The organism is Actinoplanes sp. NPDC049118 (assembly GCF_040648555.1).
Taxonomy (GTDB): Bacteria; Actinomycetota; Actinomycetes; order Mycobacteriales; family Micromonosporaceae; genus Actinoplanes.
Genome location: NZ_JBEZDY010000004.1, coordinates 39,234 through 53,450, shown reverse-complemented (window position 1 = coordinate 53,450; position 14,217 = coordinate 39,234). Strand labels below are relative to the sequence as shown.

General features: G+C 71.0%; 14 protein-coding genes. 2 read left to right on the top strand and 12 right to left on the bottom strand.

The features are described 5' to 3' along the window. Positions 1-392: 392 nt before the first annotated feature. A complete protein-coding gene (locus tag AB0B58_RS07075; protein WP_360218896.1) occupies positions 393-1,460 on the bottom strand; it encodes an adenosine deaminase in 1,068 nt (355 codons plus the stop codon). A gap of 26 nt (positions 1,461-1,486) precedes the next feature. On the opposite strand from AB0B58_RS07075, the gene AB0B58_RS07070 reads away from it, so the two are divergent. Beyond that, positions 1,487-2,296 (top strand): putative RNA methyltransferase, encoded by an 810-nt coding sequence (locus AB0B58_RS07070; protein WP_360218893.1) that lies wholly within the window; start codon positions 1,487-1,489, stop codon positions 2,294-2,296. Positions 2,297-2,427: 131 nt separating this feature from the next. Here the strand turns inward: AB0B58_RS07070 and AB0B58_RS07065 are convergent, their stop codons facing one another. The 9 genes from AB0B58_RS07065 to AB0B58_RS07025 all read right to left on the bottom strand — a co-directional run bounded on the left by AB0B58_RS07065 (position 2,428) and on the right by AB0B58_RS07025 (position 12,152). Then, the gene (locus AB0B58_RS07065; RefSeq protein ID WP_360218890.1) at positions 2,428-3,105 is read right to left on the bottom strand and encodes a DUF4272 domain-containing protein; all 678 of its coding nucleotides are present in this window, start codon (positions 3,103-3,105) and stop codon (positions 2,428-2,430) included. Positions 3,106-3,111: 6 nt separating this feature from the next. Beyond that, a complete protein-coding gene (locus AB0B58_RS07060; RefSeq protein ID WP_360218887.1) occupies positions 3,112-4,389 on the bottom strand; it encodes a thymidine phosphorylase in 1,278 nt (425 codons plus the stop codon). 73 nt (positions 4,390-4,462) lie between these two features. Further along, positions 4,463-5,176, bottom strand: coding sequence for a cytidine deaminase (locus AB0B58_RS07055; RefSeq protein ID WP_360218884.1), 714 nt, complete (start codon positions 5,174-5,176; stop codon positions 4,463-4,465). A gap of 53 nt (positions 5,177-5,229) precedes the next feature. Next, positions 5,230-6,498 (bottom strand): ABC transporter permease, encoded by a 1,269-nt coding sequence (locus AB0B58_RS07050; protein ID WP_360218881.1) that lies wholly within the window; start codon positions 6,496-6,498, stop codon positions 5,230-5,232. A 5-nt stretch (positions 6,499-6,503) separates the two neighbouring features. Beyond that, a complete protein-coding gene (locus tag AB0B58_RS07045) occupies positions 6,504-7,706 on the bottom strand; it encodes an ABC transporter permease (RefSeq protein ID WP_360219853.1) in 1,203 nt (400 codons plus the stop codon). A 125-nt stretch (positions 7,707-7,831) separates the two neighbouring features. Continuing rightward, positions 7,832-9,355: an ABC transporter ATP-binding protein gene (locus AB0B58_RS07040; protein WP_360218878.1), complete on the bottom strand. Its 1,524-nt coding sequence runs from the start codon at positions 9,353-9,355 to the stop codon at positions 7,832-7,834. Between the two features lie 171 nt (positions 9,356-9,526). Beyond that, positions 9,527-10,621, bottom strand: a complete 1,095-nt coding sequence (locus AB0B58_RS07035; protein WP_360218875.1) for a BMP family ABC transporter substrate-binding protein — start codon at positions 10,619-10,621, stop codon at positions 9,527-9,529. A 194-nt stretch (positions 10,622-10,815) separates the two neighbouring features. Further along, positions 10,816-11,097 (bottom strand): SCO4848 family membrane protein, encoded by a 282-nt coding sequence (locus AB0B58_RS07030; RefSeq protein WP_360218872.1) that lies wholly within the window; start codon positions 11,095-11,097, stop codon positions 10,816-10,818. Between the two features lie 62 nt (positions 11,098-11,159). Beyond that, positions 11,160-12,152 carry an ABC transporter permease gene (locus AB0B58_RS07025; RefSeq protein WP_360218869.1) on the bottom strand — a complete coding sequence of 331 codons (993 nt, stop codon included), beginning with the start codon at positions 12,150-12,152 and terminating at the stop codon, positions 11,160-11,162. Positions 12,153-12,250: 98 nt separating this feature from the next. Between AB0B58_RS07025 and AB0B58_RS07020 the strand changes: the two genes are divergently transcribed. Further along, on the top strand, positions 12,251-12,832 hold the full coding sequence (locus AB0B58_RS07020) for a TetR/AcrR family transcriptional regulator (RefSeq protein WP_360218866.1): 582 nt from the start codon (positions 12,251-12,253) through the stop codon (positions 12,830-12,832). Positions 12,833-12,857: 25 nt separating this feature from the next. On the opposite strand, the gene AB0B58_RS07015 is transcribed toward AB0B58_RS07020, so the two are convergent. Both AB0B58_RS07015 and AB0B58_RS07010 read right to left on the bottom strand, forming a co-directional pair. Next, complete coding sequence (locus AB0B58_RS07015; protein ID WP_360218863.1) at positions 12,858-13,250, bottom strand: hypothetical protein; 393 nt, start codon at positions 13,248-13,250, stop codon at positions 12,858-12,860. A 7-nt stretch (positions 13,251-13,257) separates the two neighbouring features. Continuing rightward, positions 13,258-14,178, bottom strand: a complete 921-nt coding sequence (locus AB0B58_RS07010) for a YihY/virulence factor BrkB family protein (protein ID WP_360218860.1) — start codon at positions 14,176-14,178, stop codon at positions 13,258-13,260. Positions 14,179-14,217 lie beyond the last annotated feature (39 nt).

The following is a 14,217-nucleotide window of genomic DNA, read 5'->3' as shown; positions in this document are numbered from 1 at the left end:
GCCGACTCACCGGTCGGGCCCCCGAGATTCCATCACGACGAGTGTCAAAGAGAAAGAGCAGCCTGACCCGGACCGTTTGTGTGATGCGATGTTGCGTCCGAAGAGTTGGACATCGCCGGTCGGTCATCACTGCTCGTATATGGGTGCGTCTCTTAAAGTCACTCGCCCCGGGCAACGCCACGGGGATCCCGCACACGCCGCTCCGGCCCGATCCACCATCAATCGCGGCAGGACAGACGATGGCTCGCGGTTGGGCCGACGGCAAGGCAAGATGCCGGATTGTGCAGTGTTTGAGACAGCAATCTGACCGAAAGGATGAGGCGGCTGACCGAATCGGTAGTTTCGTGGGACGAAGGTACGGACGTGTCGCCAATGCCGCCTTAAAGCGGACTTCAGGCCAACAACTTCGCGTAAGCCGGCTTGATCACATCGGTGATGATCGCCAGCCGCTCGTCGTACGGGATGAACGCTGACTTCATCGCGTTGATCGTGAGCCACTGCAGCTCACTCCAGCCCCAGCCGAACGCCTCGACCAGCAGCGCCATCTCCCGCGACATCGAGGTGCCGCTCATCAGCCGGTTGTCCGTGTTGACCGTGACCCGGAAGCGGAGATCGTGCAGCAGCCCGATCGGGTGCTCGGCGATCGAGGGCGCCGCGCCGGTCTGCACGTTGGAGGACGGGCACAGCTCGAGCGGGATGCGCTTGTCCCGCACGTACGACGAGAGCCGGCCGAGGGTCGTGCCGACGATGTCGTCCACGATCCGCACGCCGTGACCCAGCCGGTCGGCGCCGCACCACTGGATGGCCTGCCAGATCGACGGCAGCCCGAAGGCCTCGCCGGCGTGGATGGTGAAGTGGAAGTTCTCCCGCTGCAGGTACTCGAAGGCGTCGAGGTGCCGGGTGGGCGGGAACCCGGCCTCCGCGCCGGCGATGTCGAAGCCCACCACGCCGGTGTCGCGGCACCGCACGGCCAGCTCGGCGATCTCCTGGGACCGGGCGGCGTGCCGCATCGCGGTCAGCAGCGTCCCGATCCGGATCTGGTTGCCCCGCGCCGCCGCCTCGGCGCAGCCGTCCCGGAAGCCGGCGTGCACCGCCTCGACGACCGCGTCGAGGCTCAGGCCGCGCTCCAGGTGCTGCTCGGGCGCGTAGCGGACCTCGGCGTAGACGACGCCGTCGGCGGCGAGGTCCAGGGCGCACTCCCGGGCGACGCGGTGCAGCCCCTCCTCGGTCTGCATCACCGCGACGGTGTGCGCGAACGTCTCCAGGTAGCGTTCCAGCGACCCGGAGTCGGCCGCGGCCACGAACCAGTCACCCAGCCGCTCCGGATCCTCCTCGGGGAGGCGATGCCCGACCTTGGCGGCGAGTTCCACGATCGTCGCGGGCCGCAGCCCACCGTCGAGGTGGTCGTGCAGCAGCGCCTTCGGGGCCTGGACGATATCGGCGTGGGAGATGGCGACCATCACCAGATGCTAGTAGGAAGCAGCCAATGATCGACGGAGCATTGCCGTACCTGCGGTGTCCGGTGTGCGGCGAGACGCTGGAGCGGGCCGGCGATCAGGGCCTTCGCTGCCCCCGCGGGCACAGCTTCGACATCGCGCGGCAGGGCTACGTGAACCTCGCGGCGGGCCGTTCGCCCCATTCGGGCGACACCGCCGAGATGATCGGGGACCGCGAGGCCTTCCTGGCGGAGGGCCACTACGACTTCATCGCGGCCGCGCTGGCCGAGGCGGTACGCCCGGACGACGGCCTGGTCCTCGACGCCGGCACGGGCACCGGCCACTACCTCGCCCGCGTGCTGGACGCCCTGCCGGACGCGCCGGGCCTGGGCATCGACGTCTCCAAGCCCGCCCTGCGCCGCGCGGCCCGCGCACACCCCCGGGCCGGCGCCGCACTTGCCGACCTCTGGCGGCCGCTGCCGCTCGAGGACGCCTGCGTCTCAATGCTGATCAACGTCTTCGCCCCCCGCAACGGCCCGGAGTTCCGCCGCGTCCTGCACTCCGACGGCCTGCTCCTCGTGGTCACCCCGGCCCGGGACCATCTGGCGGAACTCGTCGACGCCTACGGCCTGATCGGCGTGGACCCGGACAAGACCGCCCGGGTCACCGGCGCCCTCGGCGGCGACTTCCACGAGCAGGGCACCACCACCCTGCGCCACCGGATGCGCTTGACCGCGGCGGAGACCCGAACCCTGATCGGCATGACCCCGAGCGCACGCCATATCCCGATCAAGGACATCGAGGCCTCGGACATCACGGCGACGGCCGCCGTGGAATTGACTCTCTACGGCCCGGCCTAGCCGGTCTTTGAGCTCAGCCGCTCACGCAGCCGGCAGGGAGCGAAGCGACCGGTCTCGGCGGGAGCGACGGTCAGATCCATGCAACCAGGCACGACATGAATCAGATCTTGAAGTTGATCTTCAATTCGCCCTCAGACGGAGAGATCGACTTCTTCCCAACCCGGCGGCGCCTCGTGGTAGGGGCCGGAAAACACCACCGCCCACTCAAGCCCCCACCTGCGCTGGCCGATGGCGTTGCTGTCGACCTCGCCCGGCACGGGCACCCCGCCCTTGTCGGCCTCCTGGAAGGCCCAGTCCAGGCAGTAGTAGAGATCCAGCAGCACCGCGGCCTCGATGGCGTCCCGGGGCGCGACCAGCGACCGCGACCGCCACTGGTCGAACGACTCCCCCGCCGGCAGGTCCGGCATCTGCTGCATGAGCCGCTCCTCCGGCGGCACCGTCGGATCGAGGTGCCGGCTCAGGCCGAGCAGCCACGCCAGCGCGAAGACCGCGTCGTGGTGCAGCACGAACGACCGGTGGTCGCCCCTGCCGCCGGCCACGAACTGCCACTCCGGCGGTGTGACGAAGTCCACCAGGTGCGAGCCCAGCAGCCAGCTCATGGCCGCCTCGGTCGGCATGCCGAAGCAGCGCGCCACCACCACGTGCAGCACCGCCGCCCGGGCCTCGATCTCCCCGGTCGCGCGCAGTGACACGCCGTCGCCCGGCTCCCAGACCAGCGGGAACGCCGGTGGCGGCAGCGGCAGTCCGAGCCGTTCGAGCTCGTCCAGGCTGGCGTCGCGCACCGCTCGGGGATCGGGGGCCGCCTTCATGACCGCTCAGGCTATGCGGTCGATGAGCAACGGCGCAGGGGCAGACGCGCCCTGTCCGATCCGGATCGCGCCGTCGGCGGCCGCCAGCGCGGCGGAGATCCTGGACCCGTCATCGGTACGGAGCTCCAGCAGCGGATCGCCGGCGCGGACGGTGTCGCCGGGCCGGACCTTGAGCATGATGCCCGCACCGAAGCTGACCGGATCCTCCTTGCGGGCCCGGCCGGCGCCGAGCCGCCAGGCGGCCAGGCCGATGTCGAGCGCGTCGATGCCCTCGACCACGCCGTCGGTGCCCGCGCGGAGCACCTCGGTCTCCCGCGCGGTGGGCAACGGCGCGTCCGGGTCGCCGCCCTGCGCGCGGATCATCGCCTTCCACGAGTCCATCGCCGCGCCGGACTCGAGGGCCTTCGCCGGGTCGGCGTCCAGGCCGGCCGCCGCGAGCATCTCCCGGGCCAGGGCCAGCGTCAGCTCGACCACGTCGGCGGGGCCGCCGCCGGCCAGCACCTCGAGGGACTCCTCGACCTCGATGGCGTTGCCGACGGCCAGCCCGAGCGGCGTGTTCATGTCGGTGAGCAGCGCGACCGTTCGCACGCCGTGCGCCGTGCCCAGCTCGACCATCGTGCGCGCCAGTTCACGGGCCATGCCGACGTCCTTCATGAAGGCGCCCGTGCCGACCTTGACGTCCAGGACCAGCGCGCCCGTGCCCTCGGCGATCTTCTTGCTCATGATCGAGCTGGCGATCAGCGGAATGGCCTCGACGGTGCCGGTGACGTCGCGCAGCGCGTACAGCTTGCGGTCGGCCGGGGCGAGGCCGTCGCCGGCGGCGCAGATGACCGCGCCCACGTCCCGCAGCTGCCGGACGAACTCGTCGTTGCTCAGCGCGGCCCGCCAGCCGGGTATCGACTCCAGCTTGTCGAGGGTCCCGCCGGTGTGTCCGAGGCCGCGCCCGGAGAGCTGCGGCACCGCCGCGCCGCACGCGGCGACCAGCGGCGTGAGCGGCAGCGTGATCTTGTCGCCGACGCCGCCGGTGGAGTGCTTGTCGACGGTCGGGCGGGACACCGCGGACAGGTCCAGCCGCTCGCCGCTGGCGATCATCGCCGCGGTCCACCGGGCGATCTCGGCGGACGTCATCCCGCGCAGCAGGATCGCCATGGCCAGCGCGGACATCTGCTCGTCGGCGACGACGCCCTTCGTGTACGCGTCGACGACCCAGTCGATCTGCGCGTCGGACAGGCTCAGCCCGTCCCGCTTCGCCCGGATAACATCAACCGCCGCATACTCGCTCATGCCGTCGCCTCCGCTTGCGCTCCAGCGACGACATGAGTCAGACACTGGCCTGATGATTCGCTCGCAAGCTCGCTCATGATTGCTCCCACCTAGTACCGATCCCTTCGGGCGGCTCGCCCTCGCCCGCCCAGGACAGGCCGCCGTCGGCGTCCACCACCACGATCCTCGGGGTGCGGGTGAGTCCCCAGGTCACCGCGGCGCCGGCGGTCGGGAAGATGGGGGCCTCCTCGAGGATGCCCTTCTCGGCGTCGATCTCGTCCGGGCTGCCCGCGGAACGCTCCCAGTAGCCCGTCCAGACCTGCTCGCCCCCGGAGAGATCGGGGTGCACGAAGACGGTCCCGCGCCCCCGCCACTTGGCCAGCTGTGCCGGCACGGCCGGCACCGCGGACGGCCCGGTGACCTTCTCGATGTCGTCGGGGCCGAACGCGTTCGGCAGCAGCTGTGCCAGGGTCAACGGCCGGGGCAGCGCCTCGACCAGGCACTCGGCGCCACCGTGCTCGTAGAGCAGCTGCCGGCAGCGCCCGCAGGGCATCAGCGGCAGGCCGTTGGCGTCGACGCAGGACACCGCGACGAGGCGGCCCCCGCCGGTGGCGTGCAGCGAGCTGACCAGACCGCACTCGGCGCAGAGGCCGATGCCGTACGAGGCGTTCTCGACGTTGCAGCCGACGACCACCCGGCCGTCGTCGACCAGCCCGGCCACCCCCACCGGAAAGTCGGAGTAGGGGGCGTAGGCATGCCGCATCGCCTCGATGGCGGCGGCGCGCAGCGCGGGCCAGTCGATCTCCATGCCGCCGATTCTGCACCACCACCGATCCCGCCTGATGCGGCTCCCCTGAACGGCTAGCTCTTCACGTAGGGCTGTCCGTCGGCCGCGGGTGCGCGTACGCGGCCGACCAGGCCCGCCACCGCCACGATCGTCGCGAGGTACGGCAGCATGTTCAGGAACTGGCTCGGCACCGAGCTGCCCGCCACGCTCAGATACGTCGCGAGCTTCTGCGTGAAGCCGAAGAACAGCGCCGCACCCAGCGCCCCGAACGGGGTCCAGCGGCCGAAGATCAACGCCGCCAGGGCGATGAAGCCCGCGCCGGCCGTCATGTTCTTGTTGAAGCTGCCCGTCGCCACCAGCGTGAAGTACGCGCCGCCCGCGCCCGCGACCAGGCCGCCCACCAGCACGTTCGCGTACCGGAGGCCGCGGACGCGGATGCCGACCGTGTCGGCCGCCGTCGGGTGCTCGCCGACCGCCCGGGTGCGCAGGCCCCAGCGGGTCCGGGTGAGCCCGAAGTGGATCACGAACACCAGGATCAGGGCGAGCCAGACCAGCAGGTTCGCCTCGAACAACACCGGGCCGACGACCGGGATGTCGGCGAGGCCGGGGATGCGCCACTCGGGCATCCGCGGCGGCTCGTTGTACGACTGCGCGTCGGGCTGCATGAGCCGCTCGTAGAGGAAGCCGGTCATGCCCACCGCGAGCAGGTTGAGCACGATGCCCACCACGACCTGGTCCACCAGGTAGCGGATCGCCAGCACCGCCAGGATCGCCGCGATGAGCAGGCCGCCGATCGCGGCGCTGAACAGGCCCAGCCAGACGCTTGTCGCCATCGTGCCGACCAGGGCCGCGCCGAACGCTCCCATCAGGAACTGGCCCTCGATGGCCACGTTCACCACGCCGGAGCGCTCGCCCAGCACGCCCGCGAGCGCGCCCAGCAGCAGCGGCACCGCCAGTTCGAGCGTGCCGCTCGCCGTGTCGACCAGCGGCAGGAACTTGCCCGCCACCTGCCAGCACAGGAACGACAGGACGAAGGCGAGGATGCCGAGGGTGAGCACGAACGTCTGCTGCCTGCGGGCCACGCCGGCCAGCAGGACCGCGCCGGCGCCGAGCGCGACCAGGCCGAACACGATCGCGCCGACCTGACCGTTGATGGTGAGCGCGGCGCCCTTGGCGTCCTCGCCGAGGGTGAAGCGCGCCGTCTTGGACGGCGAGAGCGGGCCGAAGACCCCGATCGCCACCAGGCCGATCAGCACCAGCGCGGCGCCGAGCCGCCGCTGCCGGTCCCAGAATCTCTTCGGGGCCGTGGCCTCCGTCAGCTCCTCCACTGTCGCCGTCGACACCGGGGTCACCAGCCCTTCGCCATCGATGCGCCGAGCCGCGCGGAGCGGGCGGCTCGCAGGTGGAAGATCGCCTTCACCAGGGCCGGTGCGGCGATGAAGATGACGATCAGCGCCTGTAGCACCGTCACCAGCTCCAGGGAGATGCTCGAGAACGACTGCATCCGGTTGCCGCCGGCGCGCAGCGCGCCGAAGAGGATCGCGGCGAGCAGCGTGCCCCACGGTCGGTTGCGGCCGAGCAGGGCGACGAGCAGGCCGTCGAAGCCGATGTTGCCGACCACCTGCGTGGTCAGGGCGTGCGCGGTGCCGAGTACCTGGGTGGCGCCGCCGAGACCGGCGAGGCCGCCGGCCGCGACCATGAGCAGCGTGTAGGTCTTGCCGACGCTGATGCCCGCGGTCTTCGCGGCGGCCGGGTTGGCGCCGACGGCCCGCAGCTCGAAGCCGAACGACGACCGGTTGAGCAGCCAGGCGACCGCGGCCGTGGTCAGCACCGCGAGCACGATGCCCAGGTTGACCCGGACCTCGCCGCCGACGGCGAGCAGCTGCGCCGACTCGTCGACCGGCTCGCTGATGGCGTCGCTGCGGCCGGTCGCCTGGATGCCCTTCTGCAGGATCAGCCAGCCCAGGAACAGGCTGGCCGTGTAGTTCAGCATGATCGTGACGATGACCTCGTGCGCGCCGGTCCGGGCCTTGAGGATGCCCGGCACGAAGCCCCACAGCGCGCCGCCGAGCAGGCCGGCCAGCAGCGCCGCGACCAGGTGGATCACCGGCGGCAGCGGCAGCAGGAAGCCGGCCAGCGCGGCGAAGACCGTGCCCATGATCGCCTGGCCCTGGCCGCCGATGTTGAAGAGGCCGCCGCGGAACGCCAGGGCCACCGAGAGGCCGGTGAAGACCAGCGGGGCCGCATAGGTCAGCGTCTCCGAGATCGGGAAGAACACCTGCTTGAGGGTCCCGGTGCCGTTCGCCCAGGCGGTGACGGCCGCCGGGTCGACGATCGCGCCCTTGAACAGGTCCGCGTACGCGTTGCTGACGACGGTCCAGCTGGCGTTGAGGGCGTCGGCCGGGCGGGCGGTCAGGTACGAGAACGTCTGCAGCACCGCGGGGTCGGAGACGATGATCAGGATCGCGCCGATGAACAACGCCAGCACGATGGAGAGCACCGTCACCGTGACCGTGTTGGCGGACCACAGATTGTGCAGGAAGTGACTCATGAACGAGTCGTCGCCGCCCGGCTTCGCCTTGCCGGGAGCGGCGGCGGGCGCGGCCTTGGCGCCCGTTGCCGGCTTCGGGGCCGGCTCGTCGGCAGGCGGCGGTGCGCCGACCGGTCCGTCCGTGGTCACTTGGTCCCCTTCTCTGCAACCCCGTCGCCGTCGGCGTCGTCCGCATCCGGTACCGGCACGACCGCGTCCGGATCAGTGATTCCGGCCATCAGCAGGCCGATCTCCTCGCGCGGCGTGTCCGGGGAGACGATCGCCAGGATCCGGCCCCGGTACATGACCGCGATCCGGTCGGCGAGCCCCACGACCTCGTCCAGTTCGCTGGAGACCACCAGTACGGCCGTGCCGACGTCCCGCTCGGCCACGATCCGCCCGTGGATGAACTCGATCGAGCCGACGTCCACGCCGCGGGTCGGCTGCGACGCGATGAACAGCCGCAGCGGCCGGGACAGCTCGCGGGCAACGACGACCTTCTGCTGGTTGCCGCCCGACAGGGTGCTCACCGCCGAGGACGGCGACGACGTGCGGATGTCGAACTGCTCGACCCGCTCCCGCGCCGCCGCCAGGACGGCCGCCGGGTTGAGCCGGAAGGCGTTGCCGTACGGCGCCCGGTCGTACTGGTCGAGCACCAGGTTCTCCGCGACGGAGAACTCCTTGACCACGCCGTCGAGGCTGCGGTCCTCGGGCACGTAGCCGATGCCGGAGCGCAGGATCTGCTTGGTGCTCATCTTGGTCAGGTCCTCGTTGTCGACCGTGATCTCGCCGCCGCGCGGCTGGCGCAGGCCCATCACGGCCTCGACGAGTTCGGTCTGCCCGTTGCCCTGCACGCCGGCGATGCCGAGCACCTCACCGGCGCGCACGACCAGGTCGACCCCGTCGACGGCGCGCACGCCGCGGTCGTCGTCCACGATCAGGCTGGAGATCTTGAGAACCTCCCGGCCCGGCTCGGACGGCGCCTTGCTGACCTCGAGGCTGACCGCGCGGCCGACCATGAGGGCGGCGAGCTCGTCCTCGGGGGTCGAAGGCTCGGCGGTGCCGACGGTCCGGCCGCGCCGGATCACGGTGATCCGGTCGGCGATCGACTTGACCTCTTTGAGCTTGTGGGTGATGAAGACGATCGACTTGCCGGCGGCGGCGAGCCCGCGCATGACCGTGAGCAGCTCTTCGGTCTCCTGCGGGGTCAGCACCGCGGTCGGCTCGTCGAGGATGAGCAGGTCGACGTCGCGGGTCAGCGCCTTGACGATCTCGACGCGCTGCTGCGCGCCGACGGGCAGGTTCTCGACCAGGGCGTCGGGGTCGACCGGCAGGCCGTACCGCTCGGAGACCTCGAGGACCTCGCGCCGGGCCCGGCGGCGGTCCAGGAAGCCGGCCCGGGTCTTCTCCGCGCCCAGCGCGATGTTCTCCGCGACGGTGAAGACGGGCACGAGCATGAAGTGCTGGTGGACCATGCCGATGCCGGCGGCGATGGCGTCGCGGGGGCTGCGGAAGGTCCGCACCTCGCCGTCTACGAGCACCTCGCCCTCGTCGGGCTGCAGCAGCCCGTAGAGCTGGTTCATGAGGGTGGACTTGCCGGCACCGTTCTCGCCGAGCAGGGCATGCACCTCGCCGGGCTCGACGGTCAGGTCGATGTGGTCGTTGGCCACCAGGTCGCCGAAGCGCTTGGTGATGCCGCGCAGTTCGAGTCTCAGCGGAATCTCCTGCAGACGAGAGGCTGGTGATCAACGGGGGGACGTTAGCAGCCTGAGCAGAGCCGCCGCGCAGGCCGCGGAAACCCGCGACCGCGCGGCGGCCGGAATGCTAGATCTAACCGCGGATCACTTGGGTGCGTTGGCCGACTCGACCTTGACCGTGCCCGCGATGATGTCCGCCTTGAGCTTGTCGATCTCGGCCTTGAGGGCGGGGTCGACCTTGCTCTCGAACTCGTGGTACGGCGCGATCGAGACGCCGTTGTTCTCCAGCGTGCCGAGGTAGCCCGGGGTCGCGGCAAGCGGCTTGCCGGTCGCACCGTCCACGACGGCCTGCTCGACGGCGTCGGTGATGTTCTTGACGACCGTGGTCAGGAAGACGCCGCAGTACTGCTCGGCGCTCTTGCAGCCGTCCTGGTCGACCCAGATGACCGAGACCTTGCCGTTGGACGCCTTGGCGACGTCCGCGGTGCCGAGGCCCGTGCCGCCGGCCACCGGCATGACGACGTCGGCGCCCTGCGCGACGAACGTGTTGGTGATCGACTTGCCCTTGTTCTGGTCACCGAAGTTCTCGGCGAACGTGCCGTTCTGCTTGGCCTTGTCCCAGCCGAGCACGGCGACGTTCTTGCCCTTGACCTTGTTGTAGTGCGCGACGCCGTCGGCGAAGCCGTCCATGAAGACGGTCACCGGCTTGATCTTCAGGCCGCCGTAGGTGGCCACCTTGCCCGACTTGGAGAAGCCTGCGGCCAGGTAGCCGGCCAGGAACGCGGCCTGCTCGGTGGCGAACTGCATCGGGAAGACGTTGGTGACGCCCGGGATGGCGCTGTCCACGATGCCGAACTGCTGGCTGGGGTTCTCCTTCGCGACCTTCTCGGTGGCGCCGCCCATCAGACCGCCGACCGAGAGGATGAAGTTGCACTTCTGCGTGACGAACTGCCGCAGGTTGGGCTCGTAGTCGGCCTCGGCAGTCGACGCCACGTACTTCGGGTCGACGCTGCTCTGTGCTTCCTTCGCGGCCTGCAGGCCGGCCCACGCCGAGGCGTTGAACGACTTGTCGTCGATGCCACCGGTGTCGGTGACCATGCAGGCCTTATATGCCGCCGCGGTGCTCGCGCCGGAGCCGCTCGGGGTCTCTTCAGGGGCGTCGCCACAGGCAGCGGCGGCGAGCGAGAGCCCACCCGCCGCGAGAATCGCAACGATTCGCTTCCCACGTACTGGGCGCAAGACGCCCTCCTTCCACAGCGCACCGACACCTCGCGGTGCGTCTCTGGCGGGAGCGTAGCCGCAGGCCAGGGCGGCGGCAGGAAATCGGCCCGGACTGTTGGCGCACCGTTATCTGGATGCAATCGCGTCGGCTCCTTAACGCCTCTTTAGCAGGCGTGGGGCGGCAATTGCCCGGTTGGCCGGGTAACCGGCCATCAATCTTCCGGCACCGGCCCGCCCGTGGCGGCGCTTTCTCCGGCGTTACGCGGGCGCGGGGCCGCCTTACGCCAGGCGCGGACGCCGAGCACGCCCACCGTCGTGCCGATGAGGAGCGACGCGCCGATGAGCAGGGCGTGCACCCAGAGGAACGACGTCGGGGCGCCGCCGGCGAAGGACCGGTCGTCCTTCCAGATCGCCACCCCGAACCGGGGCCAGATCAGCCAGGTCCAGACACCGACCGCCACCAGGAACGCCGACCACCGTCGCGAGAGCACCACGCCGAGCAGTATGCGCGCGCCGGGGGCGGCCGTCCGGCGCCGCCCCGGCGATCCGCCACGCCTCAGAGCGCCAGCGCGGGCTCGCGCTCCACCGGGACCGGCGCGACCTCGGCGGCGGGCCCGGCCAGCCCGCGCCGTCCGACCGCGACCAGAACCAGACCCCCAACCGCGTACGCGCAGAGCACCCAGATCGCGGCGCCGGCACCGTTACCGTCGAAGTAGGCGACCGAGCGGAGCAGCGTCGAGCCCGCGCCGATCGGCAGGAGCTGCCCGACGGCTCCCCACGGCTGCGGCAGCAGCTCCGCGGCCGAGCTGACGCCGGAGAGCGCGTTGCCGACGAGGAACACGGTCAGGGCGCCGAGCGCCAGCCCGGCCCGGTCCAGGACGGCGGCCAGCCCCGCGACGGTCCCCGCCACGGCGAGCCCGAACAGGCCCATCACGGCCGCGTTGCTCAGATAGTCGCCGGGCAGCACGCCGAGCCAGTACTGCTGGACCGCCGCGCCGCACAGGCCGGCGAGGACGGCGAACGTGCCGAGCGCGAGCAGCCGGGCGCCGCGGCGCTTGACGAGCAGGAAGGTCAGGATCCCGGCGAGCAGGCTGGTCATCGCGAGCGGCAGGAAGCCCGAGCCGAACCCGGCGCCGCGCGGGTCGTCCGCGTCGGCCGGCACGACGTCGACGACCGGAACCGGCCGGCCCTCGCCGAGCGTTGCGGTGGCCTGGGTCAGCAGGCTCGCCACGGTCGGCCCGGCGGCGGAGGCGACGTGCAGCGACGGCCCCTGCGGCCCGAGGACGATCGCGCCGTAGACGTCGCGGTTTCTGATCGCCGCGTCGGGGTCGGCGACCACCCGGACGTCGAAGGCGCCGGGGTGTGCCGCCGCGAGCCGCGCGGCGAGCTGGTCGGCCGCGGGCGCCGGGCCCGCGACGGCGATGGGCAGGTCGCGCGGCTCGAGGTTGGCAGCCGGCCCGGCGAACAGCGGCACCAGCAGGGCCTGAAGTGACACCGCGGCCACGGCGACGAGGACGGCCAGGGAGGTTGCTTTCGGCAGCCTGGACATGTCGGTCTCCTAAAACGAATGCTCGTTCTCTATGCTCGACAGCTTGCCCCCGGCGGCCAGAGGTGTCAAGAATGAGCGTTCGTTTTACACTGTGCGGCGTGCCACGCGTATCCGAAGACCACCTGACCGCACGCCGCGAGCAGATCCTCGCCGCGGCCCGCCTGTGCTTCCTGCGTAACGGGCTGCACAACACGTCGATGCAGGATCTGATCCAGGAGGCCGGCCTGTCGGTTGGCGCGGTCTACCGCTACTTCAAATCGAAGAACGAGATCATCAGCGCCATCTCCCAGAGCGTCGCGGGCCGCCTGGTCGTACAGCTCGAGGAGGTCGCGGCGCTGGATCTGAGCGTGCAGGAGGCGATGAGCCGGGTGCTGGACCTCGCCGACGCACAGGCCGGCCCGGACGGCTTCTTCCCGCTGGCGCTGCAGGTCTGGAGCGAGGCGGTCCTCGATCCCGCGATCGGCGCGATCGTCCGCGAGCGCTACCTCGAGCTGCGGCAGCCCTTCCTGACGATCGCCCGGCGGGCGGTCGAGCGTGGCGAGTTCGGCCCCGACACCGACGTGGCGGCCATGTCGGCCGTGCTGTTCGGCATGATCCCGGGCTATGCGCTGCAACGTCAGCTCGTCGGCCACCCGGACAAAGAGACCTACCTGATCGGCGTGCGCACCCTGCTCGGCTGACCGGGCGCGGCGCCGCCTGGGCGGATCAGCCGCCGGCGGTCAGCTTCGCCGCGATGCGGCCGAAGCCGGCGCGCACCTCGGCCCGGGACGGCGGGCGGCCCGGGGTGGTGCGGCGCGGCTCGTCGCCCGCGGTGATGTCCTCGGCGTCGAGCCCGGGCTCCTGCCCGAACCGGGCCAGCTCGATCTCGTCGCGGATCGCCGCCACGTCGGCGAGCGGCAGCAGCGGCTCGACCACCGCCATCAGGTCCTCGTCGGCCACGACGGCCTGGGCCAGCGCGAGGGCGTGCGGCCGCTCGTACGGCCCGCAGACCAGCGGAGCCCACTCCTCCTCGTCGTCGAGCGCGCCGATGGTGATGATCCACGGCAGGTCCGCCACCGGTGAGTCCGGCGGCAGGTGCAGCGTCACGAGGGTGCCCACCCGCTCATCATTGCGGCCGGTCGTGCCGAATCCAGGTATTTTGCCCCACCGGAGCGTTTTTATCGTCGGCGGACAGGTCCACCACGCGGCCGTGCGGACTGGTCGCCGCCCAGGCCGCGCCGAAGAGCAGCAGCTGATTGAAGACATAGAGATAGACCAGGACGCCGACGGCGCTCGCGACCAGGGCGTACGCCGGATTGCGCTCGACCAGGTTGACGAAGAACCTGCCGACGGTGTTCAGCAGGGTGATGCCGATGCCGACCTGCAGCACCGGCGGGAGCATCCGGCGCGCGGTCATCCGCAGGCGTGGCACCGCGGCCAGCAGGGCCGCCGCGAGCACCATGTTGATCGCCACGGTCAGGATCAGGTTGACGGCGGAACGCAGGATCGGGGCCCGGTCGCCGGCGATCCACTCCAGCAGCTCCTCCAGGCCGTACACGGCGAACACCGAGACGGCGAGCAGCAGGAGGATGCCGATCAGGACCAGCAGGTCGACGGCCTGCCGGACGCCGATGTAGCCGGGCTGCTCGTTGAGGCGCCAGATCAGCCGCTGCGAGGAGCGGATCGCCTCGACCCAGCCGATGCCGGTGAAGATCAGGCCGACGATGCCGACGATGCCGACGGTGCGTCCGCTGTCGACGATGGCCTGCACGTCCAGGAACGGCAGGTTCTGCTCCAGGAACTCCTGCACGACCTCGAACAGGTCGACGTTCGAGTTGATCAGGAATCCGAAGACCGAGTAGCCGATCAGGGTCAGCGCGAACACCGCGAAGAAGCCGTAGTAGGCGATCGCCGCCGCGAGCCGGCCGCCCAGCACCGCCTCGTAGCGAAGCCAGGCCCGGCAGAAGTGGTCGAACTGTGGGGAGCGGTGCCGCAGGGCCATGATCCGGGACTCGACCGCCGCGTACGCCCGGTCGATGGCGTTCACGCCGCCGACCGTACCCAATGGAGTGGTTGCTGTCTCTGC

Bases quoted from the DNA above. Each gene is read 5' to 3' on its own strand.
- AB0B58_RS07075 (WP_360218896.1), bottom strand. From the start codon at position 1,460: ATGGTCGCCATCTCCCACGCCGATATCGTCCAGGCCCCGAAGGCGCTG.
- AB0B58_RS07045 (WP_360219853.1), bottom strand. From the start codon at position 7,706: ATGAGTCACTTCCTGCACAATCTGTGGTCCGCCAACACGGTCACGGTG.
- AB0B58_RS07025 (WP_360218869.1), bottom strand. From the start codon at position 12,152: ATGTCCAGGCTGCCGAAAGCAACCTCCCTGGCCGTCCTCGTCGCCGTG.
- AB0B58_RS07055 (WP_360218884.1), bottom strand. From the start codon at position 5,176: ATGGAGATCGACTGGCCCGCGCTGCGCGCCGCCGCCATCGAGGCGATG.
- AB0B58_RS07060 (WP_360218887.1), bottom strand. From the start codon at position 4,389: ATGAGCGAGTATGCGGCGGTTGATGTTATCCGGGCGAAGCGGGACGGG.
- AB0B58_RS07070 (WP_360218893.1), top strand. From the start codon at position 1,487: ATGATCGACGGAGCATTGCCGTACCTGCGGTGTCCGGTGTGCGGCGAG.
- AB0B58_RS07065 (WP_360218890.1), bottom strand. From the start codon at position 3,105: ATGAAGGCGGCCCCCGATCCCCGAGCGGTGCGCGACGCCAGCCTGGAC.